Annotated in this window: 24 protein-coding genes and 1 pseudogene; 15 read left to right on the forward strand and 10 right to left on the reverse strand. The window is 74.1% G+C overall.

Translation table 11 applies throughout. The features are described from left to right. Positions 1-51 precede the first annotated feature (51 nt). Genes C5508_RS07580 through C5508_RS19475 form a run of 3 tightly spaced genes read left to right on the forward strand, consistent with a single transcriptional unit; the run spans position 52 to position 3,499 of the window. The gene (locus C5508_RS07580) at positions 52-1,911 is read left to right on the forward strand and encodes a glycoside hydrolase family 15 protein (protein ID WP_104524337.1); all 1,860 of its coding nucleotides are present in this window, start codon (positions 52-54) and stop codon (positions 1,909-1,911) included. Further along, positions 1,908-3,278, forward strand: coding sequence for a glucose-6-phosphate dehydrogenase (locus C5508_RS07585; RefSeq protein WP_104524338.1), 1,371 nt, complete (start codon positions 1,908-1,910; stop codon positions 3,276-3,278). Before C5508_RS07580 ends, C5508_RS07585 begins: the two co-directional genes overlap by 4 nt. Before the next feature lie 44 nt (positions 3,279-3,322). Next, positions 3,323-3,499, forward strand: coding sequence for a hypothetical protein (locus C5508_RS19475; protein WP_157944021.1), 177 nt, complete (start codon positions 3,323-3,325; stop codon positions 3,497-3,499). Between the two features lie 66 nt (positions 3,500-3,565). On the opposite strand, the gene C5508_RS07590 is transcribed toward C5508_RS19475, so the two are convergent. Then, the gene (locus tag C5508_RS07590) at positions 3,566-4,984 is read right to left on the reverse strand and encodes an amidase (protein ID WP_104524339.1); all 1,419 of its coding nucleotides are present in this window, start codon (positions 4,982-4,984) and stop codon (positions 3,566-3,568) included. A gap of 63 nt (positions 4,985-5,047) precedes the next feature. On the opposite strand from C5508_RS07590, the gene C5508_RS07595 reads away from it, so the two are divergent. Then, positions 5,048-6,739 carry a DEAD/DEAH box helicase gene (locus tag C5508_RS07595; protein ID WP_104524340.1) on the forward strand — a complete coding sequence of 564 codons (1,692 nt, stop codon included), beginning with the start codon at positions 5,048-5,050 and terminating at the stop codon, positions 6,737-6,739. 1 nt (position 6,740) lies between these two features. Here C5508_RS07595 and C5508_RS07600 read toward each other — a convergent pair whose 3' ends face one another. The 3 genes from C5508_RS07600 to C5508_RS07610 all read right to left on the reverse strand — a co-directional run bounded on the left by C5508_RS07600 (position 6,741) and on the right by C5508_RS07610 (position 11,101). Then, on the reverse strand, positions 6,741-9,338 hold the full coding sequence (locus tag C5508_RS07600) for a SpoIIE family protein phosphatase (RefSeq protein WP_104524341.1): 2,598 nt from the start codon (positions 9,336-9,338) through the stop codon (positions 6,741-6,743). Positions 9,339-9,476: 138 nt separating this feature from the next. Beyond that, positions 9,477-10,220, reverse strand: a complete 744-nt coding sequence (gene yaaA / locus C5508_RS07605; RefSeq protein WP_104524342.1) for a peroxide stress protein YaaA — start codon at positions 10,218-10,220, stop codon at positions 9,477-9,479. An 80-nt stretch (positions 10,221-10,300) separates the two neighbouring features. Continuing rightward, positions 10,301-11,101 (reverse strand): exodeoxyribonuclease III, encoded by an 801-nt coding sequence (locus C5508_RS07610; protein WP_104524343.1) that lies wholly within the window; start codon positions 11,099-11,101, stop codon positions 10,301-10,303. A 149-nt stretch (positions 11,102-11,250) separates the two neighbouring features. Between C5508_RS07610 and C5508_RS07615 the strand changes: the two genes are divergently transcribed. From C5508_RS07615 to C5508_RS07630, 4 genes are all read left to right on the forward strand, one after another. Then, positions 11,251-12,792 carry an LCP family protein gene (locus C5508_RS07615; protein WP_104524360.1) on the forward strand — a complete coding sequence of 514 codons (1,542 nt, stop codon included), beginning with the start codon at positions 11,251-11,253 and terminating at the stop codon, positions 12,790-12,792. Positions 12,793-12,855: 63 nt separating this feature from the next. Beyond that, positions 12,856-13,374, forward strand: a complete 519-nt coding sequence (locus tag C5508_RS07620) for a GNAT family N-acetyltransferase (protein WP_104524344.1) — start codon at positions 12,856-12,858, stop codon at positions 13,372-13,374. Positions 13,375-13,419: 45 nt separating this feature from the next. Beyond that, positions 13,420-13,623, forward strand: coding sequence for a hypothetical protein (locus C5508_RS07625; RefSeq protein WP_104524345.1), 204 nt, complete (start codon positions 13,420-13,422; stop codon positions 13,621-13,623). 72 nt (positions 13,624-13,695) lie between these two features. After that, positions 13,696-13,899 (forward strand): hypothetical protein, encoded by a 204-nt coding sequence (locus tag C5508_RS07630; protein WP_104524346.1) that lies wholly within the window; start codon positions 13,696-13,698, stop codon positions 13,897-13,899. 79 nt (positions 13,900-13,978) lie between these two features. Here the strand turns inward: C5508_RS07630 and C5508_RS07635 are convergent, their stop codons facing one another. The 5 genes from C5508_RS07635 to C5508_RS07655 form a co-directional block, all read right to left on the reverse strand. After that, on the reverse strand, positions 13,979-15,190 hold the full coding sequence (locus tag C5508_RS07635; protein WP_104524347.1) for an acyl-CoA dehydrogenase family protein: 1,212 nt from the start codon (positions 15,188-15,190) through the stop codon (positions 13,979-13,981). Between the two features lie 134 nt (positions 15,191-15,324). Continuing rightward, positions 15,325-15,762, reverse strand: a complete 438-nt coding sequence (locus tag C5508_RS07640; protein ID WP_104524348.1) for a DUF4383 domain-containing protein — start codon at positions 15,760-15,762, stop codon at positions 15,325-15,327. 181 nt (positions 15,763-15,943) lie between these two features. Continuing rightward, positions 15,944-17,599, reverse strand: coding sequence for a carbamoyltransferase family protein (locus C5508_RS07645; protein WP_104524349.1), 1,656 nt, complete (start codon positions 17,597-17,599; stop codon positions 15,944-15,946). 176 nt (positions 17,600-17,775) lie between these two features. After that, complete coding sequence (locus C5508_RS07650) at positions 17,776-19,488, reverse strand: RecQ family ATP-dependent DNA helicase (protein WP_104524350.1); 1,713 nt, start codon at positions 19,486-19,488, stop codon at positions 17,776-17,778. A gap of 294 nt (positions 19,489-19,782) precedes the next feature. After that, on the reverse strand, positions 19,783-21,006 hold the full coding sequence (locus C5508_RS07655) for a DUF2786 domain-containing protein (protein WP_198597950.1): 1,224 nt from the start codon (positions 21,004-21,006) through the stop codon (positions 19,783-19,785). Positions 21,007-21,095: 89 nt separating this feature from the next. On the opposite strand from C5508_RS07655, the gene C5508_RS07660 reads away from it, so the two are divergent. The 7 genes and pseudogenes from C5508_RS07660 (at position 21,096) to C5508_RS07685 (ending at position 25,264) form a co-directional block, all read left to right on the forward strand. Continuing rightward, positions 21,096-21,488 (forward strand): TOBE domain-containing protein, encoded by a 393-nt coding sequence (locus C5508_RS07660; RefSeq protein WP_104524352.1) that lies wholly within the window; start codon positions 21,096-21,098, stop codon positions 21,486-21,488. Between the two features lie 52 nt (positions 21,489-21,540). Further along, positions 21,541-22,308: a molybdate ABC transporter substrate-binding protein gene (gene modA, locus C5508_RS07665; protein ID WP_104524353.1), complete on the forward strand. Its 768-nt coding sequence runs from the start codon at positions 21,541-21,543 to the stop codon at positions 22,306-22,308. A gap of 10 nt (positions 22,309-22,318) precedes the next feature. After that, a complete protein-coding gene (locus C5508_RS07670) occupies positions 22,319-23,128 on the forward strand; it encodes an ABC transporter permease (RefSeq protein ID WP_104524354.1) in 810 nt (269 codons plus the stop codon). 59 nt (positions 23,129-23,187) lie between these two features. After that, a pseudogene (locus C5508_RS20690) lies at positions 23,188-23,595 on the forward strand (ATP-binding cassette domain-containing protein); the annotation flags it as partial. A 120-nt stretch (positions 23,596-23,715) separates the two neighbouring features. After that, positions 23,716-24,171 carry a TOBE domain-containing protein gene (locus C5508_RS20695; protein ID WP_408607758.1) on the forward strand — a complete coding sequence of 152 codons (456 nt, stop codon included), beginning with the start codon at positions 23,716-23,718 and terminating at the stop codon, positions 24,169-24,171. Between the two features lie 107 nt (positions 24,172-24,278). Next, positions 24,279-24,857 (forward strand): nucleotidyltransferase family protein, encoded by a 579-nt coding sequence (locus C5508_RS07680; RefSeq protein WP_104524356.1) that lies wholly within the window; start codon positions 24,279-24,281, stop codon positions 24,855-24,857. Beyond that, on the forward strand, positions 24,854-25,264 hold the full coding sequence (locus C5508_RS07685) for a molybdenum cofactor biosynthesis protein MoaE (protein ID WP_104524357.1): 411 nt from the start codon (positions 24,854-24,856) through the stop codon (positions 25,262-25,264). The genes C5508_RS07680 and C5508_RS07685 overlap by 4 nt, the downstream gene beginning before the upstream one ends. Before the next feature lie 9 nt (positions 25,265-25,273). Here the strand turns inward: C5508_RS07685 and C5508_RS20265 are convergent, their stop codons facing one another. Then, a complete protein-coding gene (locus C5508_RS20265; RefSeq protein ID WP_104524358.1) occupies positions 25,274-25,618 on the reverse strand; it encodes an SMP-30/gluconolactonase/LRE family protein in 345 nt (114 codons plus the stop codon). Positions 25,619-25,625 lie beyond the last annotated feature (7 nt).

Consider the following 25,625-nt stretch of genomic DNA (forward strand, 5'->3'; position numbering starts at 1 on the left):
CCCTCCGTGGGCACGGTCCGGGCGACAGTGACCGCCGACCGAGGGGATGTCGTGCCGCTGCGCCCCCTGACCCGCACCGACGGCTACCTGCCCATCGAGGACCACGGCCTGATCGGTGACGGCGTCACCTGCGCGCTCGTGGCGCGGGACGGCGCCATCCCGTGGCTGTGCCTGCCCACCTTCGACGGCGAGCCCTTCGTCGCCGGGCTGCTGGACGCGGAGCGGGGCGGCACCTTCGCGGTCACCCCGGTCGGGCTGCGGGAGGCGGCCCAGCGGTACCTGCCCGACACCGGGGTCCTGGTCACCGAGCTCCACGCGGCCGACGGCGTCCTGGAGCTGACCGACTGCCTGCCGCTCCGTGCGGGTGCTGACCTGGCCGAGCCGGTGCCGGCCGGGCGCGGCGAGCTCCTGCGCACGGCCCGCGTGCTCTCGGGCACGGTGGAGGTGGACATCCGGCTCGCGCCCAGGGACGGTGTGCAGGTGCGCTCGGAGTTGGGCGCCTGGCGGATCCGCTGGCCGGCCCGCCCCGACCTCGACCTGCTGCTGTGGTGCTCCTCGCCGCTGACGCTCACCGGCGACGGTGCGATCGCCGGGAAGGCCAGGCTGCGGGAGGGGGAGCGGCTCACCGTCACGCTGCAGTGGTCGGGGCAGACGCACACGCGGGCCCGCAGCGAGCCGGAGGCGCTGGTCGACCAGACCGCCGCGTCCTGGCGGGCGTGGGCGGACCGCCTGACCTACTCCGGGCCGCAGGCCGACCTGGTGCGTCGCTCGGCGCTCACCCTCAAGTTGCTCGACCACGTGCCGACCGGCGCGGTGATGGCGGCCGCGACGTCTTCCCTGCCGGAGGGCATCGGCGGGGAGCGGAACTGGGACTACCGGTACACCTGGGTGCGCGATGCCGCGTTCACCGGCTACGCGCTGCGCCGGATCGGCATGGAGGAGGAGTCGCACGCCTTCCTGACCTGGACCCTGCGCAACGTGGAGCGCAGGGGCGGGGTGGACATCATGTACGCCCTGGACGGCGAGCCGCCGGCGACCGAGTGGCTGGACGCCACGCTGTCGGGGTACCGCGGCTCCGGCCCGGTCCGGTGGGGGAACGGGGCGGCGCGGCAGGTGCAGAACGACGTCTACGGCGAACTCCTCGACGTGGCCTACCAGTGGATGCGTGCCGGAGGTGAGGTCAGCGAGCCGTTGTGGCTGGCCCTGCGGACGCTCGCGGAGCAGGCGATCGCGCACTGGCAGACGCCGGACAACGGGATCTGGGAGGTCCGCAGTGCCGGGCGGCCCTTCACCTACTCGGTGGCGATGTGCCACGTCGCCGTCGACCGGGCGCTGCGGATGGCGAACCTGCTGGGCCTGCCGCACCCCCGGGAACGCTGGCAGGCGGAGGCCGACCGCATCCACCGCACGCTGCTCGAGGAGGCGTGGGACCCCGACCGGGGCACGTTCACCGAGCACCTGACCCCGCCCGGCACCGGTGACCGGGGCGGCCTGGACGGCTCGCTGCTGAGTCTGCCGATGCGGCGGATCATCCCGGCCGACGACCCGCGCATGGTCGCCACGACGGAGGCCGTCCGGCGGTACCTCGACGCCGGGGACGGCCTGCTCTACCGCTACCTGCACACCGAGTCGCCGGACGGCCTGGAGGGGACCGAGGGTGCCTTCCTGCTCTGCAGCTTCTGGCTGGTGGACAACTTCGCGGGGCAGGGCAGGCTCGACGAGGCGCAGGCGCTGTACGACTCGCTGTGCGGCCGGGCCACCGAGCTCGGCCTGCTCGCGGAGGAGATCGACCCGGCGACCGGGTCGTTCCTCGGCAACTTCCCACAGGCGTTCAGCCACGTGGGCGTCATCAGCAGCGGCTGGAACCTCGGTCGGGCGCTGGCCGCCCGGGATGGAGCCCGCACCCGATGAACCGATCGTTCGTCGTCCTCGGCGGCACCGGCGACCTCACCGGCCGGCTGCTGCTGCCCGGGCTGGCCGAGCTCGTGGCCGCCGGCGTGCTCGCCGAGCCGGTGACCGTGCTGGCCGTGAGCCAGGAGGACTGGTCCGACGAGGAGTACCGCGACTGGGCCCGCGCACGGCTCTCCGAGCACGCAGGCCACGTGCCCGAGGCGGCCCGCGAGCGGCTGGCCGGGTGGCTGGGCTACCGGCACGGCGACGTCACGGTTCCCGCGGACCTGCGCGCCGCGCTCGAGCGGGCCGGCGGGGTGCCGGTGGTCTACCTGGCGCTGCCGAACACCGTCTTCCTGCCCACGCTCGAGGCTCTGGCGGAGGCCGGGGTGCCCGACGGCGCCGTGATCGCCGTCGAGAAGCCGTTCGGCCGGAACCTGGCCGACGCCCGGCAGCTGAACGAGGTCCTGCACCGGCTGGTACCCGAGGACCGGGTCTTCCGCACCGACCACTTCCTCGCCATGCAGACGGTCCTCAACATCCTCGGGCTGAGGTTCGCCAACCGGGTGTTCGAACCCGTGTGGAACGCGCAGCACCTCGAGCGGGTGGACATCGTGTTCGACGAGACCTTGGGCCTCGAGGGCCGGGCCGGCTACTACGACACCGCCGGCGCGCTACGGGACATGCTGCAGAACCACCTGCTGCAGATGCTGGCGGTGGTGGCGATGGAGCCCCCGGCCGCGCTCGACGCCCGCAGCCTGGCCGCCCGCAAGGCCGACGTGCTGCGGGCGGTCCGCCCGCCGCGGGACATGCGGCGGGACACCGTGCGCGGCCGGTACACCGCGGGCACCGTCGGCGACCGGGAGCTGCCGGACTACACCGCCGAGCAGGGCGTGCAGGCCGACCGCGGCACCGAGACCTACGCCGAGTACACGGTCGAGGTCGACAACTGGCGCTGGGCGGGCGTTCCCTTCCGTCTCCGCTCGGGCAAGGCGCTGGGCGCCGACCGGCACGAGATCGTGCTGCGGTTCAAGCCGGTGCCGCACCTGGCCTTCGACCCCGGGACCGACGGCGGGGGAGCGGAGTCGGACGTGCTGCGGCTGCGGCTGGACCCGGACGGGATCAGCCTGGAGCTCAACCTCAACGGGGCCGGCGATCCCTTCGGCCTGGAGCGTCGCTCGTTGGACGTCGATCTGCCGCCGGCCCGACTGTCCGCCTACGGGTTGCTGCTGGAGGAGCTGCTGGCGGGGAGGGCGGCTCTGTCGATCAGCGACGTCGAGGCCGAGGAGTCGTGGCGGATCGTCGAGCCGATCCTCGCCGCCTGGGCGGCCGGCGAGGTGCCTCTGCTGGAGTATCCGGCCGGTTCCGACGGCCCGGCCTGCGGCTGATGCGCTGCATCGTCCCGTCTACCGGCGTCTCGGTGCAGCGCTAGATGGATGCAGACGGCGGGAGAGGGGGGCCGGAGGTCGTCGCCGTGCTCGGCTCGACGCCGCTGCTCGGGTGCGGATGGGAGACGAACGGCCATCTCGCCGACGCCTTCGACCCGATGGACCTCGGCGGCGTGGAGCCGAGCCTCAGGCGCTCGCACGGGGCACGTCGGCTGCGCTGAGCCGGCCAGGCGGTATGGCGGCGTATCGCTCGGTCTAGCGTCAGGACTAGAGAGTCCCAGATGCGGTCAGAGGAGCGGTCGGCGCTCGCCGAAACGGGTGGCCTGCTCGAAGGCGTGCCCCACCTCGAGCACCCGTCGGTCGGCGCGCGGCGGGCCGACCACCTGCAGCCCCACCGGCAGCCCGTCCGGGGTGAACCCGCCCGGCACCGACAGGGCCGGGCAGCCGGTCGCCGAGACGATGGTGCAGGACCGCATCCACGCCAGGTAGTCCTCCTGCGGCACCCCGGCGATCTCGGTTGGGTACTCCAGCTCCACCGGGAACGGCAGGACCTGCGTCGTCGGGCAGACCAGGACGTCGTAGCGGGAGAAGAACTCGACCATCCGCTCGTAGAGCTTCGTGTGCTGCTGCTCGGCGCGGGCGAGGTCGGCGCCGGTCAACCGCGCGCCGAGCGCGGCGTTCCAGCGGATCGTCTCCTTGACCTGGTCGGGGGAGCGCCGGACCAGATCGGTGAACGCGGCGTCGAAGAGCCAGGCCCGCAGCGTGCCGAACACGTCGTCGGCGCCGTCCAGGTCCGGGCAGGCCTCCTCCACGACCGCGCCGAGGCCCTCGAACACCGGCAGGGACGCCGCCAGCACTGCGGTTATCGCCGGATCGACCGCCACCCGGCCGCCGAGGTCCGGCGCCCAGGCCACCCGCAGCCCGTCCAGCCGCTCGGGCAGCGGAGCGGCGAACCCCGACGGGTCGTCGGACAGCGACAGCGGCGCCCGGGCGTCGGGACCGGCCAGCACCGACAGCTGCAGCGCCACATCGGCGACGGTCCGCCCCAGCGGGCCCTGCACCGACAGCGTCGACCAGCCCATCGGCGTCGGCCAGGTCGGCACCCGGCCGGGGGTGGGCCGCAGCCCGACGACGTTGCAGAACGCCGCGGGATTCCGCAACGAGCCGCCCATGTCGCTGCCCTCGGCCAGCGGCACCAGCCCCGCGGCGAGGGCCGCCGTGGCGCCACCGCTGGACCCGCCCGCCGACAGGCCGTGCCGGTACGGGTTGTGGGTGGCGCCGAACAGCGGGTTCACCGTGTGCGAGCCGGCGGCGAACTCCGGCACGTTGGTCTTGCCGATCCGGATGGCGCCCGCGTCCTTCAGCCGGGCCACCACCAGCTCGTCGCGCAGCGGCACCGTGTCGCGGTGCAGCGGCGAACCCCACGTCGTGCGCATCCCGCCGGTGACGTGGGTGTCCTTGTGCGCCACCGGCAGCCCGTGCAGTGGTCCGAGCGGCTCCCCGGCGGCCTGCGCGGCGTCGGCCGCGTCGGCGGCGGCGCGGGCGCCGTCGGCGTCCAGGGTCACGACGGCGTTCAGCGCGGGATCGAGCCGCTCGATGCGCGCCAGGTGGGCTTCCAGCAGCTCGCGCGCGGACACCTCCCGGCGGCGCACCAGGCCGGCCAGCTCGGTCGCGGGACGCGTGCACAGCTCCTCGACGTCGGTCATCCCTGCAGCGTCGCAGAAGCCCGGGTGCGCGCGACCCGGGAGGCCGGTGAACGATGGAGGGCGATGACCGACGATCGAGCCACCCCCGGCGACACCCCGCACGACGCCAGCTTCGAGACCCTCGGCCTGCGCCCGGAGCTGCTGAACGCGCTGTCGGCCCTCGGCTACGAGGAGCCCACGCCCATCCAGCAGGAGGCGATCCCGCCGCTGACCGCGGGCCGCGACCTGCTCGGCCAGGCAGCCACGGGCACCGGGAAGACGGCGGCGTTCTCCCTGCCGGTGCTCCAGCAGCTGTCCGCCCACCGCCGCGACAAGCCGCCCGTGGCGCTGGTCCTCGTGCCCACCCGCGAGCTCGCCGTCCAGGTGTCCGAGGCACTGCACCGCTACGGCAAGGACCTGGGCGCCCGCGTGCTCCCGGTCTACGGCGGCGCGCCGATCGTGCGGCAGCTCCGCTCGCTGGAGTCCGGCGTCGACGTCGTCGTCGCCACGCCCGGCCGGGCGCTGGACCTGCTCAATCGGGGCGCGCTGCACCTGGGGGAGATCGCCACCGTCGTGCTGGACGAGGCCGACGAGATGCTCGACATGGGCTTCGCCGAGGACCTCGAGGCGATCCTGGACGAGACCCCGGAGCAGCGGCAGACCGTGCTGTTCTCGGCCACCATGCCGCGGCGGCTGGACGCGCTGGCCCGCCGGCACCTGAACGACCCGGTGCGGATCACCATCGCCCGGGAGAAGGCGTCGGCGGGGGAGTCCCCCCGGGTCCGGCAGACCGCCTACGTGGTGCCGCGCGGGGCGAAGCCGGCCGCGCTGGGCCGGATCCTCGACGTCGAGGCGCCGACCGCGGCGATCGTCTTCTGCCGCACCCGCGAGGAGGTCGACACCCTCACCGACACGCTCAACGGCCGGGGGTACCGGGCCGAGCCGCTGCACGGCGGGATGAGCCAGGAGCAGCGCGACAAGGTGATGGGCCGGCTCCGCGCCGGGACGGCGGACCTGCTCGTCGCCACCGACGTCGCCGCTCGCGGCCTGGACATCGAGCAGCTGACCCACGTCGTGAACTACGACGTCCCGTCGGCACCCGAGTCCTACGTGCACCGCATCGGCCGGGTGGGCCGGGCCGGTCGCGAGGGCGTCGCCATCACCCTGGCCGAGCCCCGGGAGCACCGGATGCTCAAGACGATCGAGAAGGTGGCCGGGGCGCTGATCACGGTCGAGAAGGTGCCGACCGTCGCCGACCTGCGCGCCCGCCGTCTGGACCTCACCCGGGGCGCCCTGCGCGAGAGCCTGCTGACCGACGACCTGGACCGGTTCCGCGTGGTCGTGGAGAGCCTGGCCGACGAGTTCGACCTCATGGAGGTGGCGCTCGCCGCTGTGAAGCTCGCGCACGAGGCCGGGGGAGGGACCGACGACGACGAGGAGATCCCGCAGGTCAGCTTCCGGCCGGACTCCGGGGGCCGCCCCGATGCCCGTGGCGGCAGCCGGGGGGACGCCGGCCGGGCGCCGCGGCGCAGCTCGGGTCCGGCGGGCCGGCTGTTCGTCGGGCTGGGCCGTGAGGCCGGGATCCGCCCCGGTGACCTGGTCGGCGCGATCACCGGGGAGACCGGGCTGACCGGGCGCGACGTCGGCTCGATCGAGATCCACCAGCGCTTCGCCCTCGTCGAGGTGCCCGAGGCAGCGGCCGACGAGGTCGTGCAGGCCCTGCGGGCGACCATGATCAAGGGCCGCAAGGCAACGGTCCGGCGGGACCGCACCTGAATCAGGCGGCGGGGTCCGGCGGCACGGTGGAAGGCACGCGCCGCGGACCGGCCTCCGCCGGACGGGGCCGGTCCTGGGGGTGCAGCCGCACGGCGACGAGCGCGACGTCGTCCTCGGGCCGGCCGTGCACCAGTCGCTCCAGCAGCTCGTCGAGCATCTCCTGGAGCGGCCGGCCGGCGAGCTCGAGAAGCGCCTCGCGCAGCCGGTGGATGCCGTCGTCGAGGTCGGAGTCGCGGCGCTCCACCAGGCCGTCGGTGTAGAGCAGCACCGTCGAGCCGCGGTCGAGCGTGATCACCGACTCGCGGCGCCGGCTGGTCGGGTCGACGCCCAGCAGCAGGTCCCCGCTCCACTCCGCAAGCTCGGCGACGCTGCCGTCGGGGTTGATGACCAGCGGCGGCAGGTGACCGGCGTTGGCCCAGCGCATGCGGGTGAGACCCCGCGCGAGCTCGTCGGGGGTCTGCTCGAAGCGGGCCACCGCGGCGGTCGCCAGGGTCTGCATCTGCAGGGTGGTCATCGAGGTGTCCAGGCCGCGGAGCACCTCGACCGGCCCGGCGTCGCTGTAGGTGGCGATCCCGCGCAGGAGGCCGCGCAGCTGCCCCATCGCGGCCGCGGCCTCGGTGTCGTGCCCGACGACGTCGCCGATCACCAGCATCGTGGTGCCGCCTGGCTGCAGGAACGCGTCGTACCAGTCGCCGCCGACCCGGGCCGCCTCGGCGGCGGGCAGGTAGCGCACGGCGATCTCGGCGTGGTCGGGTTCCGGCGGCTCGGTGAGCAGGCTGCGCTGGAGGCCCTCCGCGAGCTGCTGCTGGGCGCTGTAGAGCCGGAGGTTGTCCAGCGCCAGGCCCGCGCGGTCGGCTACCTCCTGCGCCGTGGCCAGGTCCGCCTCCCGCACCGGGGTGCCGTCGGCGTAGAACACGGTGAGCAGGCCGACCGTCCGGTTGCGGCCGCGCAGCGGGAGCACGACGGCCTCGCGGGGGGCCAGCCGCAGCAGCACCTCGCGGATCTCGCCGGCGGGGAACATCTCCCGGACCTCGCGACCGGCCCTGCGGATCACCTCGGAGGTGCGCAGCGCGACCGCCGCGGGGGAGTCCGGCGGCATGGAGTCCAGCCGGAGCTCGGTGTAGCGCTCGAGGTCGGGCAGCATCTCCGGATCGGCGTGCCAGCACCCGACGTCCCGCGGGCGGCCGTCGGTGTCGACGACGGTCACGATGCAGAAGTCGGCGAGCGCCGGGACGACCAGCTGGGGAAGCTTGGCGGTCGCGGCCAGCGGGTCCAGCGCACCGGCCAGCTCGGCGCTGACCTCGGCCAGCAGGGCCAGCCGGCGGGTGGCGTCGGCTGCCTGCTCCTCGACGCGGCGGCGCTCGGTGACCTCGAGGAAGTAGACCGACAGCCCATCGGGGGTCGGCCAGGCCCGCAGCTCGAACCAGCCGTTCAGCGGCGGGTAGTAGGCGTCGAGGGCCCTCGGCTCACCGGTTCGTACCGCCTCGCGGAAGCTGTGTTCGAAGACACTGTCGACGGCGTCGGGGAACGCCTCCCACAGCTCCCGGCCGAGCAGATCGTCGCGCGAGGACTGCAGCAGCCGCTCGGCGACGGCGTTGACGTAGGTGAATCGCCACTCCCGGTCGAGGCTGTAGAAGCCCGCCGGCATGGCCTCGAGCACGCGGGTGACCAGCGTGGCCGCCTCTCGCTCGCCGGTCACGTCGTAGGCGGTGCCGACCACGCGGGCGGTGTGCCCGCCGGACCCGGGCACGGCGCGACCCCGCGCGTGGATCCAGCGCGTCTCGCCGCTGGGCCACACCACCCGGTAGGTGGCGTCGTACTCGCCGCTGGTCTCGATCGCCTGCTGCAGCGCCTCGCTGACCCACGGCAGGTCGTCGGGGTGCAGGCGCGAGTTGAACGCCTCCAGCGTGCGCCCGAAGCTGCCCTCCTCGAACCCGAACATCGTGTCGAGCTGGTCGTCCCACGTCAGGGCGCCGGTCTCGGGGTCCAGGTCCCAGGTGCCGACGCCGCCGGCTTCGGCGGCCAGCTCCCACCGGACGCGGTCGTCCTCGTAGCGCCGCAGGAGGGCCGACAGCTGGAGCTCGGTCATCACCGATCCGGCGAGCTGCTGCAGCGTGGCGACCTCTGAGGGCGCCCACGGCCGCGGTTCGGGGTCGAAGACGCACAGCGCGCCGATCGTCCGTCCGTCCGTGTCGGTGAGCGCGGTGCCGAGGTAGGCCCCCACCACGCCTGCCTGCACCGCGGGCAGGTGGCTCACGCGATCGTCGGACCGGGCGTCGGCGACCACGAGGGGCTCACCGACCGGGAGCGCCGCCGTGACCGTGCACAGCGACTCCTCCAGGGGGCCGCGGGTGCCCACGGCGGCTGCACCCGTGCCGGCGGCCACGTGCTGGACGTCGGTCAGCAGGGACACCTGGCTGCCCGCCGTCCCGAGGAGACGGGCGGCCAGGTCGGCCAGCCGGCCCAGACCCGAGGGGTGGCCGTCGGGGAGGACGCGGCGCGCAGCCTCGGCCCGGGAGGGGTCCAGGCGGAGTCGGGCCGCCGCGCGGTCGGCTGCGGTGGGTCCCGCTGCGACCGTGCGGTCCGTGGATCGGTCCACCGATGCCCTTCTGCCCGGCCGTCGCCGGAAGCCCCCGACCGGTCACCTCGCTGTTCGAGTGGCAGGTCTGGACAAGTTATGTCACGGACGGCCCGTTGCGTGCAACCAACTACCGGGAATGGGAGCCACGTCTCCGGTTCAGGCCGGCACGACGAGGGTCAGCGCGGACCCGCCATCATGTTCCACGTGCAACCCCGCGCGCCCGAGGAGGGAGCGCAGCCGCCGGACGTCGGGAGGCTCGGCCCGGGTGGTCGCCAGGAGCCGGGCGAGGCGGCCCTTGTGCGCCTTGTTGAAGTGGCTGACGACGGCGCGCGTGCCGTCGGGCCGTTCGCTGAGCACCGACACCGTCACCGCGTCGGGAGCCGGGGCCAGTGCGGCGTAGGACCCGCTGCGCAGGTCGACGACCAGGTCCCCGACCGCGCCGAGCACCGGACCCAGGACCGGCTTCCACAGGGTGCGCAGGCTCGGCAGCCCGGGCAGGGCCGAGCCCGCCGAGAGCCGATAGGCGGGGATCGGGTCGTCGGCGGTCACCAGACCGAACAGAGCCGACCCCACGGCCAGCCGCTGGTCGGCGCGGGCCCGCTGCGCCCGGGTGAGCGAGCCGACGTCCAGGGCGTCGTAGAGGACGCCGGTGTACCGCTGGACGGCGGGCAGGGTGCCGGCGGTGAACAACGCGGCGTTGCGGGCGATCTCCTCGTCCTGCTGGGGGGAGATGCCCAGCGCGGCCCGCGAGGCGGGGACGTCGCCGGCGAGCTCCACCAGCGACTCGGCGATCCTGGTGCGCACGCCGGTCAGCTCCGGGGCCGACAGCGCACCCAGGTCGAGCGGGGCGCCGTCGCCACCCGGGGCCTTGCTCTCCGACGGGGGGAGGAGGACCAGCACGGGGTGAGGCTCCTTCCGGTCGGCCGGCCCCCGTGCAGGGTCCCGCCGCGAGCGTGCGAGTGGGTGGGGGCAGGGGGGTCCTACTGCAGGTCGACGACCACCGGCGCGTGGTCGCTGGCGCCCTTGCCCTTGCGCTCCTCCCGGTCGATGAAGGCGTGCTCCACCCGGCCGGCCAGTGCGGGCGAGCCGAGGACGAAGTCGATCCGCATGCCCTCGCGACGCGGGAAGCGCAGCTGCGTGTAGTCCCAGTAGGTGTAGACGCCCGGTCCGGGGGTGTGCGGGCGCACGACGTCGGCGTACCCGGCGTCCACGATCGCCCGGAACGCGGCGCGCTCCGGCGGGGAGACGTGGGTCGAGTGCGCGAAGACCGCCATGTCCCACACGTCGTCGTTCTCGGGGGCGATGTTCCAGTCACCGACCAGCGCCACGGGAGCAGCGGGGTTCTCGGCCAGCCAGCTCGCCGCGTTCCCCCGCAGGGCGGCGAGCCAGTCGAGCTTGTACTGCAGGTGCGGGTCGGCCAGCGTCCGGCCGTTGGGCACGTACAGGCTCCACACCCGGACGCCACCGCAGACGGCGCCCAGCGCCCGCGCCTCGGCCGTGGGGTCCTGGCCCTCCTTGGACGACCAGGTCGGCATGCCGTCGAAGCCCATCCGGACGTCGTCCAGCCCGACGCGGGAGAGGACCGCGACCCCGTTCCACTGCGAGTGGCCCACGTGGGCGACCTGGTAGCCGAGGGCGGTGAAACGGGCCTCGGGGAACTGGTCGTCGCGGCACTTGGTCTCCTGCAGGGCCAGCACGTCGACGTCGTGCCGCTCCAGGAAGGCCGCCACCCGGTCGACGCGGGTACGGATCGAGTTCACGTTCCAGGTCGCCAGGCGCACGGGACCCGAGCTTACGGAGCGGTCTCCGGCCGGCGTGCGGGGCGGCGGCCCGTCGTGTCCCTGGATCGGGCGGTCCCGGGGCCCCGGAGTCGTCGTCGGCGCCCCCACCTGCCCGGACGGTGCGATCATGGCCACGTGAGCGGGTGGCGATGGGTGACGAGGTGACCGCCGGTCCGGCTCCGGTCGCGCCCGAGCACGGCGGCGGTCGGATGTCCGGGCACGGCACGCGCCGTGCCTCGCGCAGCTTCGGGTCGGCACTGGGCTGGACCGCCCTGGGCACGGTCGTGCCCGGCGTGGGCTACCTCGCGGCCGGCCGGCGATGGCTGGGCGGGATCGTGCTCGGTCTCTTCCTGCTGCTGGTCGGCGCGGTGGTCTGGCTGGTCACCGGTGGACGCCGGGTCGCCGCCCGGACCGCGGTGGACACCGACGTGCTGCAGTGGGCGACCGTCGGTATCGGTGCCCTCGCCCTGCTCTGGGTGGTCGTCGTCGTGACCGGCTACCGGATGCTGCTCCCGCGCCGGACCTCCCGCGGGCGCCAGGTGATCGGCGGTCTGGTCGTCGCGCTCCTGGTGGCGGGGATCGCCGGCCCGGCCGTGTTCGCCGGCCAGCTCGTGGCCACCTCGCGCGACCTGATCGACGGCGTCTTCGCCGACGACCGGCAGTCGGCGACCGTGCCCGACAGCCCCGATCCCTTCGGCAGCAAGGAGCGGGTCAACGTCCTGCTCCTGGGCGGCGACGGCGGCGAGGGCCGTGAGGGCGTGCGCACCGACACGGTGATCGTGGCCAGCACCGACACCGAGACCGGTGAGACCACGCTGTTCAGCCTGCCCCGCAACCTGGAGGACCTGCCCTTTCCGGCCGACAGCCCGCTGCGGGAGGTCTACCCCGAGGGCTTCGACGCCGGCAGCGAGAGCGAGAGCCTGCTCAACGCCGTCTACCGGAACGGCCCGGCGGAGCACCCCGACATCCTCGGCCCGACCGACGACCCCGGCGCGGACTTCCTCAAGCTGGGGGTCGGCGAGGCGCTCGGCCTCCCGATCGACTACTACGTCCTGGTCAACCTCGAGGGCTTCAGCCGGCTGGTCGACGCCCTCGGCGGGATCACGGTCAACGTCAACTACTACGTCCCGATCAACGGCGACCCCGGGACCAGGGAACTGCCCGACGACTACATCGAGCCCGGCCCCGACCAGGAGATGGACGGGTACACCGCGCTGCAGTTCGCCCGCGGCCGGTTCGGCCTCACCGACTACGACCGCATGGCCCGCCAGCGCTGCACCATCGACGCGATCGTGGACGCCGCCGACCCGGTGACCCTGCTGCAGCGGTACCAGGAGCTGGCGGCGACCACCCAGGACATCGTGAGCACCGACATCCCGCGCTCGGTCCTCGACGACTTCGTCGACCTGGCCTTCCTGGTGAAGGACGCCGAGCTGCGCAGCGTCGTCTTCGACGAGCAGGTCATCGACCCGGCCTATCCGGACTACGACCGCATGCGGGAGCTGGTCGAGGAAGCCATCGCGCCACCGGTCGCGCCCGAGCCCGCTCCGGAGACCTCGCCCGAGCCCGCGCCGGGTACCGAGCCGCCGGCCCCGAGCCCCGTGACCGACGTCGGGGACGCGTGCGCCTACGACCCCGTGCGCGCCGCCGAGGCACGCGCCCAGGGCGAGCCGCCGACCCGCCAGGGCTGACCTCGCTCCGACGCCGCCCGGGGCGGCGTCGGGGCGTGCCGGGGCGGGGCGGAGAATGACCGCGTGCCCGCCGCAGTCGTCCGTCCCGTCCCCGCTGTCGACGACGTCCTGCGGGCGGAGATGCTGGCGTGCTGGACCGACGTCTCCAACGCCGGTGGAGCCGTGGGGTTCGTGCCTCCGGTCACCCCGGACGACGTCGCCCCGCTGCTGGACCGGCTCCTCGAGGGCGTCCGGTCGGGGCGCGACGTGCTGTGCGTGCTCACCGTCGACGGGCGGACGGCGGGGTTCGCCGCGCTGGTCGGCTCGGCCGGTCCGCTGCGCCGGCACTGGGGGACCGTCCTGCGGGTCCAGGTCCACCCGTCCCGCCAGGGGGAGGGCCTGGGGCGGGTGCTCATGGACGGCGTGCACGAGATCGCCCGCAGCCGGGGGTGGGAGTTCCTCCACCTCACTGCGCGCGGCGGTACCGGGCTGGACGCCTTCTACCGCCGGCTGGGCTACCGAGAGGTGGGCCGTCTGCCGGGTGCGATCCGGGTGGCGCCCGGGGACGACCGGGACGAGATCTCGCTGGTGCGGGCGCTCTAGACCCGAGCGGTCGGGCCGCCCCGACCCTCTGGCACCGTGGACCCCATGTCCGCCCCGGAGCCGTCGCCCACCGCCCGCCGCGAGCGCCTCGTGGGGCTGCTCGTGCTCGGCATCGCCGTCGTGCTGCTGGTTTCCTCGCCGACGTGGTTCGCCAGCGACCGGGTCGGCGTGGGGGTGGGCCAGGTCGTGCTGGCCGTCGTCCTCGCCGGGGTCGGCGCCCTGCTGCTGCGCCGGGCCCCGCGGAGCTGAGCTCTCCGATTGCGGGCCGGTGTGACCAGCAGCACACTCGCGTCCGTCGGAGCGGCTGGAGGAAGGGGCTCGATGAAGCTGGCCAAGCAGGAACTGGTGCGCGTGCTGCGCACGGAGGGCGACAACGACACGGCCGACGCGGTCGAGGGCGGCGGGTTGCCCGACGAGCTCGACACGGAGCGGGACGCCGAGGGGCTGGCCGCGATCGGCCTGGACCGGACGACCCTGATGAGCAAGCTGGCCGGCGGATCCCTGGGGACCACGCTCACCCCCTGATTCCGCGAGGTCTCGCGGCGGCCCCGGTGCGGGGGCCCGCCGCGAGCCTGCGACTGGTGGGGGGCAGCGGGATCCTTCTTCAGCCGGCGAAGGGGCGCTCGCGCGCCAGCTCCTCCTTGGCCACGCCGCGGATGTGCACGGCGTCGGGGCCGTCGACGATCCGGAGGGTGCGGGCGCTGGCGTAGAAGCGGGCCAGGACGGTGTCGTTGCTGACGCCGGCGCCGCCGTGCACCTGGATCGCGCGGTCGATGACGTCGAGGGCCACCTTTGGCGCGGCGACCTTGATCGCCGAGATCTCGGTCTTGGCGCCCTTCGCCCCGTACTTGTCGATCAGGTCGGCCGTCTTCAGCACGTAGAGGCGGGCCTGGTCGATCTCGATCCGCGAGAGGGCGATCGCCTCGCGCACGGTGCCCTGGTCGGCCAGCGGGCGGCCGAAGGCGACGCGGCTCTTGCTGCGCTCCACCATCAGCGCCAGGGCGCGCTCGGCCATGCCGATGGCGCGCATGCAGTGGTGGATCCGGCCGGGGCCCAGGCGGGCCTGGGCGATCATGAAGCCGTCGCCCTCGCCGGACAGGATGTTGCCGACCGGCACCCGGACGTCGGTGAAGCGCAGCTCGGAGTGGCCGTGCTGGTCCTGGTACCCGAACACGGGCAGGTGCCGGATGATCTCCAGGCCCGGGGTGTCCCGGGGCACCAGCACCATCGACTGCTGCCGGTGCGGCGGGCCGTCGGGGTCGGTCTTGCCCATGACGATGAAGATCTGGCAGCGCGGATCGGCGGCGCCGGAGGTCCACCACTTGCGGCCGTTGATCACGTACTCGTCGCCGTCGCGCACGATCGAGGTCTGGATGTTGCGCGCGTCGGAGCTGGCGACGTCGGGCTCGGTCATCGCGAAGCCGGAGCGGATCTCGCCCTCCAGCAGCGGGTTGAGCCAGCGCTCCTTGTGCTCGGGCGTCCCGAACAGCATGAGCGTCTCCATGTTGCCGGTGTCCGGCGCGCCCACGTTCATGGACTCCGGGGCGATGGTCGGCGACCAGCCGGTGATCTCGGCGACCGAGGCGTACTCGAGGTTGGACAGCCCGCCGACCTCGTGGTGGAAGAGGTTCCACAGCCCACGCCTGCGGGCCTCGGCCTTGAGCTCCTCGAGGACGGGCGGGTGCTCGTGGTTGTCGTGACCCTGCTCGGCCCGCCACTGGTCGTACACGGCCTCGGCGGGGAACACGTGCTCGCGCATGAAGTCCCAAGCGCGGGCGCAGACGTCCTCGGCCTTGGCGGAGAGAGCGAAGTCCATGCCCGCCAACGTAGCGCCGGACGTGATCGGCGTCGCAGCGGGGGTCGACCGTCCGGGGGCAGGAACGGCACGAGCCGGGCCCCGGCCGTCCCCTCGGGGACGGCCGGAGCCCGGCTCGGCGGGTGCGTGAGGCGTTACACGCGACGGTTGTCGACGGCGTTGCGGACCGGCAGCAGGGCGATCACGAGGCCGACGATCGCCGTGGCGATGTGCAGAACGTTGTCGGCGGTGTTGATGCTGAGGAAGTCCCAGTCCTTGCCCATGGCGATGAGGCCGTAGACGAACGCGGCGCCGTAGCCGATCGCGAGCAGCCACCCGTAGGTGCGGGCACCGGCCAGCGTGCGGGACAGCGCCAGGCCCGCGAGGCCGATCAGGATGTGCACGACGTTGTGCATCCCGTTGATCTCGAAACCGAGGATCGTCTCATTGGTGTTGTGGGCGAAGAAGTCGTCGAAACCGGTGATGAAGAAGCCGACGATCCCGACCAGTAGGTAGATCGCGCCGAAGGCGAGCCCGAGGATCTCGGGAACGGTCTTGCCCCGGCCTGTGGCGTTGTGACCCGTAGCGGCCATGGTGTCCTCCCAAGGTGGTGGTCCCGTCAGGTCCTGACGGGGGCTGGCAGGCCCTGTACCCCTGTCTGAGCAGGAGTAACGGTCGTCCCCCGATAGAGCGACGGTCGTTGCCGTTCTGTCATCTGGGCGGAGGAGCCGCCGGGCCCTCGTCCCCGTGTTCGGGACCGAGGGCCCGGACGGTTCAGTCCTTTCCCCCGCGCGGCGTGGGCTTCGCCCGGCGGACGACGAACGGGCCGATCGCCAGCAGGTCCACCGGTGCCGAGCCGAAGCACTCCAGCGCATCCCGCGGGTCGTCGACCATCGGACGGCCGGCGGTGTTCAGGCTGGTGTTGACCACCACCGGGATCCCGGTGCGCCGCTCGAAGGCGGAGATCATGCGGTGCACCAGGGGAGAGGTCTCCGGGTCGATGGTCTGGATCCGCGCGGTGCCGTCGACGTGGGTGACGGTGGGGATGCGGTCCTTCCACTCCGGGGCGACGTCGTGGACGAAGAGCATGTACGGCGAGGGGATCGGCCCGCGGCTGAAGATCTCCGGCGCCTTCTCCAAGAGCACCATGGGTGCGACGGGACGGAACTGCTCCCGGCCCTTCACGTCGTTCATGCGCTCCAGGTTCGCCTCGTGGCCCGGGTGCGCCATGAGCGACCGGTGCCCCAGCGCGCGCGGGCCGTACTCGCTGCGGCCCTGGAACCAGGCGACGATGCCGTTGTCGGCGAGCACCTCGGCCACGGCCTCGGCGACGTCGTCGGGGCGCTCGTAGTCGATCGCCGCCGTCTGCAGGACCTGCTCGATCTCGTCGTCGCTCCAGCCCCGGCCCAGCGCGGCGCCGGGCATCGGCTGGGTGTCCTCACCGAGCTCGCGGGCCACGTGCAGCGCGGCGCCCAGGGCCGTCCCCGCGTCACCGGCGGCCGGCTGCACCCAGACCTCCTCGAACGGGCTCTCGGCCAGGATGCGGGTGTTGGCCACGCAGTTGAGCGCGGTGCCGCCGGCCATGGTGAGCGTGCGGTCGCCGGTCTGCTCGTACACCCACCGGGCCAGGTCGACGAGCACCTCCTCGAGGCGCTGCTGCACGCTGGCGGCGAGGTCGGCGTGGGCCTCGGTCCACTGGTCGCCCTTGCCCAGCCGCGGCGCGAACTCGGCGAAGTCGATCTTCTCGGTGCGGAAGCCGCCGTCGTCGGTGGCCCGGATCAGCTCGGACAGGTCGCCGACGAAGCGCGGCTTGCCGTAGCTGGCCATCGCCATGACCTTGAACTCGTCGGAGCTGCGCAGGAAGCCGAGGTGGTCGGTGAGGTCCTCGTACATCAGCCCGAGCGAGTGCGGCAGCGACTGGCCCGCCAGCACCTCCAGCTGTCCGTCGACGTAGCGGCCCGCGAGGTGGCTGTGCGCCTCGCCGCGGCCGTCGAGCACCAGCACCGCGTTGTCGCGCTGCGGGGCGGCAAGCCCGGCCGAGGCGGCGTGGGCCACGTGGTGCTTCACGAACCGGACCTTGGCGGGGTCGAGGCCGGGCAGCGCGTGGGCGAGGAAGTCCGGCGCCATCTCCGCGTACTTCTTGCGCATGACGTCGCCGTCGTCGAAGAGGCCGGTCTCCTCCGGCGTCGTCATCAGCTCGGGGTCGAAGGAGTACGCGACGGCGTCCAGCTCCTCCGGGCGGATGCCGGCCTCCTTCAGGCACCACGCGGCCGACAGCTCGGGTAGCTCCCAGGCGCTCCAGGGGAGAGGGCGCTTGCCGTGCTTGCGCCGGCTGAACCGCTCCTCCTCCGCGGCTGCGACGACCTTCCCGTCGACGACCAGCGCCGCCGCGGGGTCGTGGTAGATCGCGTTGATTCCGAGGACCTTCACGCTGTTGCTCCTCCCGGCCGGGCGGAGAGGGTGTGCCCGGGTGTCGTGTTGATCATGAGGCGGCCTGGTGCGTCGCGCAGGTCGAGCCGGTCCCACTGGGCCGACGTCACCGGAACTGGGCGCACCAGGGGTCGTGGTGTGCCGAGATCGCGGGATCTCGGCACGGAAGGGCCGGCTCAGCCGCGGATGCGGAGCAGGTCGTGCTCGAGGACGGCGGCCAGGCCGAGCGTCTTGTAACCGACCTCGTCGAACAGCACCGTGACCCGGTCGTCCCCCACCCGCATGACCGCGCCCGTGCCCCACTCGCCGTGCTCGACCGCCGACCCCACGGGGAAGGGCGTCACGTGGCCGGCGTCGTCGGTCTGGGCGTGGGCAGTGCCGGCCGAGCAGTTGTCGCAGTTCCCGCACGGCTGGTCCAGCTGCTCGCCGAAGTAGCCGAGCAGGAACTGCCGGCGGCACTCGGTGGTCTCGGCGTAGCCGCGCATCATCTCCACCCGTGACTGGTCCACCTTCTCGTGGTGCTCGGCGAGCCGGCGGGCGTGCTCGGCCGCCTCGCCCGGCGTCGGCGCCCCGTCCGCGGGGAAGGCGGCGCCCTCCTCGTCGAGCACCACGGCCGACACCTGTTCCAGCAGGTTCAGGTCGCGCACCAGTGGGGTCGCTGCCCGGCCGGTCTCCTCCCGCAACGCCGTGACGTCGACGCCGTCGTCCATCCCGACGGCCGCCGCGGCCTGCACCAGCCCGGCCACCTGCTGCAGCTCCTCCTCGGCGGGCGTTCCGGCCGCGAAGAACCGGCGCAGCCCGAGGTCCTCCTGGCGGTAGACCAGAACGGCGAGCGCGGGCTCGCCGTCCCGGCCCGCCCGGCCGATCTCCTGGTAGTAGCTGTCGATCGAGTCGGCCGGCTCGGCGTGGACCACGAAACGGGTGCCGGGCTTGTCGATGCCCATGCCGAACGCCGTGGTGGCGACGACGACGTCGAGCTCGTCGGCCATCCAGGCCCGCTGGGTGTCCTCGCGATCGGCCTTGTTCAGGCCCGCGTGGTAGTGCCGGGCGCGGAGGCCGTGGTCGGCGAGCTGCTCGGCGAGCTGCTCGGTGCCCTTCCGCGTGGCGCTGTAGACGATGCCGGGTCCGCGGCCGTCGCCGATCTCGGCGAGGACCCGGTCGAGCACGCCCTGCTCCTTGCCGCGCGCATCGGCGTGGTGGTCCACCTCGAGCCGGATCTCGGGCCGGTCGAACCCTGCGACGACGATCTCCGCGTCGCGCATGCCGAGCTGCTCGACGATCTCGGCGCGGACCGGGGGTGCCGCGGTGGCGGTGAGGGCCAGGACGGTCGGGTGGCCCAGCTGCTCGACCACGCCGCCCAGCCGCAGGTATTCGGGACGGAAGTCGTGCCCCCAGGCGGAGACGCAGTGCGCCTCGTCGACGACGAACAGCGCGGGCTGTGCCTCGGCGATGGCGTCGACCACCTCGGGCTTGGTCAGCTGCTCGGGGGCCAGGAAGAGGAAGCGGACCGTTCCGTCCCGCAGGCCCTCCAGGGCCTCCCGCTGGTCGCCGGCCGACATGGTCGAGTTGAGCTGGGCGGGGCGGCCGGCCTGCTCCCCGAGCTCGGAGAGCCGGTCGACCTGGTCGCGCTGGAGGGCGATGAGCGGTGAGACCACCAGGACCGGACCGTCCAGCAGCCGGCCCGCGACCTGGTAGACCGCGGTCTTGCCGGCTCCGGAGGGGAGGACGGCGAGGGTGTCGTGCCCGCCGACCACCGACTGCATGGCCTTCTCCTGCCCCGGACGGAACTTGTCGTAGCCGAGGACCTCCCGGGCGAACTCGCGGATGCGGCGGGTGCGGACTGCTGCGGTCGCGCCAGCGGGGTTGTCCCGCTCGGAGAGGGAAGGCACCCGGTGCCTCTCCCCGACGCCGCGGATTGGCAAACCGGTTCGGCGACGCGGGTCGGTGCCCGCACCTTGGAGCAGGAGACCCGGCCGGCCCCGAACGCCGCCTCGATCCGCGGAAGTCCACGCAGGGCCCGCGCGACGCGGACGTGCTCAGGGGCCGCGCCGGGCCCCGTGCCGCGCTGCCACGCGAGCCAGTGACCGCGGGACCGCATGCCGTCCGTTGAGCGGGCCGCCCGGCTGCGGCTCGGTCTCGCGGCGGCGTGACGGCGGCCGGGGGCACGTTCCCGCGGGAACGCCTCAGCCCAGTGCGCCGCGCTCCCCGGAACAACCGACGGACGCGCCGCGCGGGTGGACATCGGCGCGCTCGGCGGCCGCTCGACCGGCGTACCAGCCGCTCGCGTCGACCGAGGAACGGCTCCGACCGGCGCGGACCTGCGGGAAGAGGTCGCTGACGACCTTCTCCACAGCCTCCTGCCGGGACCGCAGCACCGGCAGCAGGTCCATGCCGCGCGCGGCGGCCGCCTCGGCCGTCGCGTGCCGACGCGCGGTGGTGAGCCGCTCCCCGATGCGGTGCGCGTAGCCGAGCAGGAAGGCGCGGCGGAAGGTGCGGGCGGCGACCCTGCGCTTCTCGGCCCGCTCCGCGGCGGCCAGGGCCTGGGTGACCTGCAGCAGGAGGGAGGTGAAGAGCAGCTCGACGGCGTCCAGATCGGCCCGGACGCCCACCAGGTTGGCGATGCCCAGGCCCTGGTACCAGACCAGCCGCACGCCGTTGGCGTCGGCGACCGCGCCGAGCAGCTGCATCTTGGCCCGCACGTACGGATCGGCGACGTGCACCCGACGGGTGTCCACGTCGATGCCTGCGGGGGAGGCGTCCGCCAGCAGTGCCGCGTCGACCGCGTGGCGGGTCATCAGCTCCTGGGCCTTGGCCGTCAGCGCCTCGGCCTCCTCCGCGAACTCGGTCGACTCCGCCTTGGCCAGCAGGCCGCGAATCCGGCGCAGGGCGCGGTCGTCGGCGGCCATCGGCCGCTCCGGACGCGCTCGCGCGGCGCCCCACCGTGACGGCGGCGGTACCAGCGCCTCGATCCGCACCGTCGAGCGCAGCGCCCCGAGGAGCTGGAGGGCGATCCGCCATCCTTCGACCGGCGGCCGTCGTGCGGCCCTCTGCCAGGCGGCGACCCCGCCGGCGTCGTCCGCGCTCAGCGCGCCGAGGTCGCGCAGCTGGTCGATCCAGCTCTCCGGCGCCCGAGCTGCGGCATCCGTGCGCCGGGCGTGCTCGGCGATGAGCGCCACGACCAGCGGTACGGACCCGGCACCGGCCTGCCGGCGGGCGACGTGCGAGACGTCGGCCGGCTGCCAACCCCGCTCCCACGCCGCGTCGAGGGCGTCGAGCAGGGTGCGCGTGACGAGCCCGCCGGGGTCGACGTCGGGGAAGTGGTGCGCGAGCCCCGGCGCCAGCTGGGCGGCCGACTCGGCGTCGGGCCGGTGCCGGAGCAGTTCCTCGAGCCAGGCGTCGTCGATCACGCCGGCCATGCTGCACCGTCCCCGTGTCGCGCAGCTGCGCCCGCTGTGGACGGCCGAGCGACGTCCACAGATCCCTCTAGGGTCTGGTCGTGGCCGCCACCTACCGCATCGCCGAGGCGGCGACCCTGCTCGGCGTCAGCGACGACACCGTGCGGCGGTGGATCGACAGCGGCCGGCTCACGGTGCGACGCGAGAGCGGCGGCCCGGCGGTCGTCGACGGCGCCGACCTGGCCCGGCTCGCCACCCGGCTGCGCGAGGCGCCCGAGCCCGGCACCACGCCGTCCTCGGCCCGCAACCGGCTGACCGGCATCGTCACCAACGTCGTCCGGGACACCGTCATGGCACAGGTGGAGATCCAGGCGGGCCCCTTCCGCGTCGTGTCGCTCATGTCGCGCGAGGCGGCCGACGAGCTCGGGCTGGAAGTCGGCGTCCGCGCCGTCGCGACCGTCAAGGCGACCCAGGTCAGCATCGACGTCCCCTGATCCGGGGAGATGTCCGCACCCGCGGAGCCCACTGGGCGCTAGGGTTCCGCGCATGCGGAAGACCGCCTGCGGGGTGGCCGCAGTGCTCCCGGCGCTGCTGGCCGGCTGCGGCGCGTCCGGCGCCGGTCCCGGCGGTGACGGGCCGACGGGCACCCTCACCGTCTTCGCCGCGGCGTCGCTGACCGATGCCTTTCCCGAGCTGGGGAAGCGGCTGGAGGAGGACAACCCCGGCTTGACGGTCCAGTTCAGCTTCGCCGGCAGCTCCGCGCTGGCGACCCAGATCTCGCAGGGCGCGCCCGCCGACGTGTTCGCCTCGGCCGACCAGGCGCAGATGGCGGTGGTCGCGAGCGCCGGCCGGACCGACGGGGAGCCGCAGGTCTTCGCCCGCAACGCTCCGCGGATCGCCGTCCCGGAGGGCAACCCGGCGGCGGTGACCGGGCTCGCCGACTTCGCCCGCGAGGAGCTGGCGCTGGCCGTCTGCGCGCCGGACGTCCCCTGCGGAGCGGCCGCCGAGGCCGTGTTCGCCGCCGCCGGGGTGCCCCCGCGGCCGGACACCCTGGAGGAGGACGTGCGCGCCGCGCTGACCAAGGTGGAGCTGGGCGAGGTGGATGCCGCCCTGGTCTACGCCTCCGACGTCGCCGCGGCCGGGGGCGCCGTCGAGGGCATCGCCTTCCCCGAGGCCGAGCAGGTGGTCAACGACTACCCGGTCTGCGTCCTCGACGGCGCCCGCAACGCGGCCGCGGCCCGCGCCTTCGTCGACCTGGTCCTGTCGGCCGAGGGACGCCGCGTCCTCACCGACGCGGGACTCCGGGCGCCGTGAGCAGCGTCCGGTGAGGAGCCGGGCCCGCGAGGGGGCGCGGGTGCCGGCGCCCCTGCTGGTCCCCGCCGTGCTGGGCGTGCTGTTCCTGGCGCTCCCACTGGTCGGGCTGCTGGTCCGCACCCCCTGGTCCCAGCTCGGCCCGCAGCTCGCCGCTCCCGGCGTGGGGCAGGCGCTGCGCCTGTCGCTCGTCTCGGCCACCCTGGCGACCCTCCTCTCGCTGCTGATGGGGGTTCCCCTGGCCTGGGTGCTGGCCCGCTCCCGTGCGCGCGGCCGCACCGTGCTGCGGGCGCTGGTCACCGTGCCGCTGGTGCTGCCCCCGGTGGTGGGCGGCGTCGCGCTGTTCCTGGTGCTCGGGCGCCAGGGCCTCGTGGGTAGCTGGCTGGACGACGCCTTCGGGATCACGATCCCCTTCTCCACGACCGCAGTGGTCATCGCCGAGACCTTCGTGGCCATGCCGTTCCTGGTCATCAGCGTCGAGGGGGCGCTGCGGGCGGCCGACGCCCGGTTCGAGGACGTCGCGGCCACCCTCGGCGCCGGCCGGTGGACGACGTTCCGCCGCGTGACCCTGCCGATGGTGGCGCCGGGCATCGCGGCGGGCGCGGTGCTCTGCTGGGCCCGCGCCCTGGGCGAGTTCGGCGCGACCATCACCTTCGCGGGCAACTTCCCGGGGACGACGCAGACGATGCCGCTGGCGGTCTACCTGGCGCTGCAGCGCGACCCGGACGCCGCGATCGTGCTGTCGGTGCTCCTGCTGGGGGTCTCGCTGGCCACCCTGCTGCTGCTCCGCGACCGCTGGCTCGGCCGGGCGGGCGTCCCGTGAGCCTGCGCGCCGCCGTGTCCGTCCGACGCGGCACGCTCGACCTCCAGCTGGACGTCGAGGTCGCCGACGGCGAGGTGCTGGCCGTGCTCGGACCCAACGGCGCGGGCAAGTCCACGCTGCTCCGGGTGCTGGCGGGCCTGCTGCTCCCGGACTCCGGCGTCGTCGTCGTCGACGGCGCCACCTGGGACGACGACGGCACGCACCTGCCCGCCTCCCGCCGGTCGCTGGGCATGGTCTTCCAGGACGCGCTGCTCTTCCCGCACCTGAGCGTCGCGGACAACGTCGCCTTCGGGCTGCGCACGCGCGGCACCGGCCGGACGGCGGCCCGGGCGGCGGCGGACGACCGGCTGGCCCGCGTCGGGCTGGAGGGCATGGGGGGCCGGCGGCCCGCCGAGCTCTCCGGCGGTCAGGCGCAGCGGGCCGCCCTGGCCCGGGCGCTGGTGGGGGAGCCGGCGCTGCTGCTCCTCGACGAGCCGCTCTCGGCGCTGGATGCCCGCACCCGGCTGACCGTGCGGGCCGAGCTGCGTCGGCACCTCGCCGAGTTCCGCGGCAGCACCGTGCTGGTCACCCACGACCCGGTGGACGCGATGGCGCTGGCCGACCGCGTCGTCGTCGTCGAGGACGGGCGGGTGGTCCAGGCCGGTACGCCGCACGAGGTCGCCCGCTGTCCGCGCACCGACTACGTGGCCCGGCTGGGAGGGCTCGCGCTGCTGCCCGGCACGGGGGAGGGGCGCACGGTCCGGGTGGAGAACGGGGGCGTCGTGGCGGTCGCGGAGGAGGCCCGCGGCCCGGTGTTCGCCGCGATCCGCCCCGAATCGGTGGCGCTCTACCTGTCCCGGCCCGACGGCAGCCCGCGCAACGTCTGGCCGGTCACCCTGGCCGGCGCGACGCCGCACGGCGCCACGGTGCGCTGCGACCTGTCCGGGGAGGTACCCCTGGTGGCCGACGTCACCGCCACCGCGTTCGCGGAGCTCGGGCTCACCCCCGGGGCTCCGGCCTGGGCGGTCGTGAAGGCCTCCGAGGTCACCGTCTACGAGCGCTGACGATCAGGTCGGCTGATCGTTCCGGGTCCTGGCTCACCGTCGACCGTGAGCCAGGACCCACTGTGATCAGGAGACCTGATCATCGGTGCCCCTGAGAGGGTGGGGGCATGAGCTGCGCCGCCGTCGTCCTCGCCGCCGGGGGCGGCCGCCGCTACGGGATGCCCAAGGCGCTGGTCGAGTACGAGGGCGGCCTGCTGGTCGAGCGGGCGGTCGCGACGGCGCGGGCGGCCTGCGACGTCGTGCTCGTCGTCTTGGGCGCGCAGGCGGTGGACGTCTGGCGCACCGCGGACCTGACCGGCGCCACGGTGCTGGCGAACAAGGACTGGGAGACCGGCATGGCCTCGTCACTGCGCGCCGGCCTGGACGGCTTGCGCGGCTTCCCCGGCACGGTGGACGCCGCGCTGGTCACGCTCGTGGACATGCCCGGCATGACGCCAGAGGCGCTGCGCGCGGTCGCCACGCACTCAGCTCCCGGCGCGCTGGCGGTGGCCACGTACGACGGCGTCCGCGGCCACCCGGTGCTCATCGGCCGCGAGCACTGGGCGGGGGTGCTGGAGACCCTGGCCGGGGACGAGGGCGCCCGCCGCTACCTCGCCGCGCACGATGTCACCGAGGTCGACTGCACCGGCCTGGCCGATCCGGTGGACCTGGACGTGCCTCCGCCGGGAGTACCTTCGGCGCCGTGATCGCACAGGTCGTGGACACGCCACTGTCCGTCGCCGAGCACGAGGACGCCGTCGCCGACAAGGCGGCCGGGGCGGTCGTCTCCTTCGCGGGCGTCGTCCGCGACCACGACGGCGGCCGCTCGGTCACCGAGCTGGAGTACGTCGGGCACCCGACCGCGGCCGAGGTGATCACCGAGCTCGCCGAGGAGTTCGCCGCCCGGCCGGGCATCCACGCCGTGGCGGTCAGCCACCGCATCGGCCTGCTCGGCATCGGCGACGTCGCGCTGGCCTGCGCCGTCAGCGCATCGCACCGCGGCGAGGCATTCACGGCCTGCGCGGAGCTCGTCGACGAGGTGAAGGCGCGGCTGCCGATCTGGAAGCGGCAGGTCTTCACCGACGGCGAGGAGGAGTGGGTCGCCTGCCCCTGAGGACGGCGTTCAGCCGGCGAACTCCCTGGCCGGCAGCCCGCGCACGCCGACGTCGGCCCGGAACAGGCAGCCGGCCAGCGGGTCGTCGGGGTCCAGACCCTGGCGCGACGTGGTGATGAACAGCTGGTCGAGGCCCGGCCCGCCGAGCGTGCAGGCGGTCACCTGCACCGTGGGCACCTCGACCACCGCGTCGCGGCGGCCCTCGGCGTCGTACCGGTGCACCGCCCCGCCCCCGTAGAGGGCCTGGCGGTGAGACAGATCTGACGCTGCGGACGAAGAGGAAAGAGTAGAGAGCTGCGGGCGCAGGAGCAGAAAAAAAAAAACTAAAAAAACAAAGAAAAGATAAGAGAAGATTCAAAAA

The organism is Blastococcus atacamensis, from assembly GCF_002938425.1.
In the GTDB taxonomy this organism is placed as follows: Bacteria; Actinomycetota; Actinomycetes; order Mycobacteriales; family Geodermatophilaceae; genus Blastococcus; species Blastococcus atacamensis.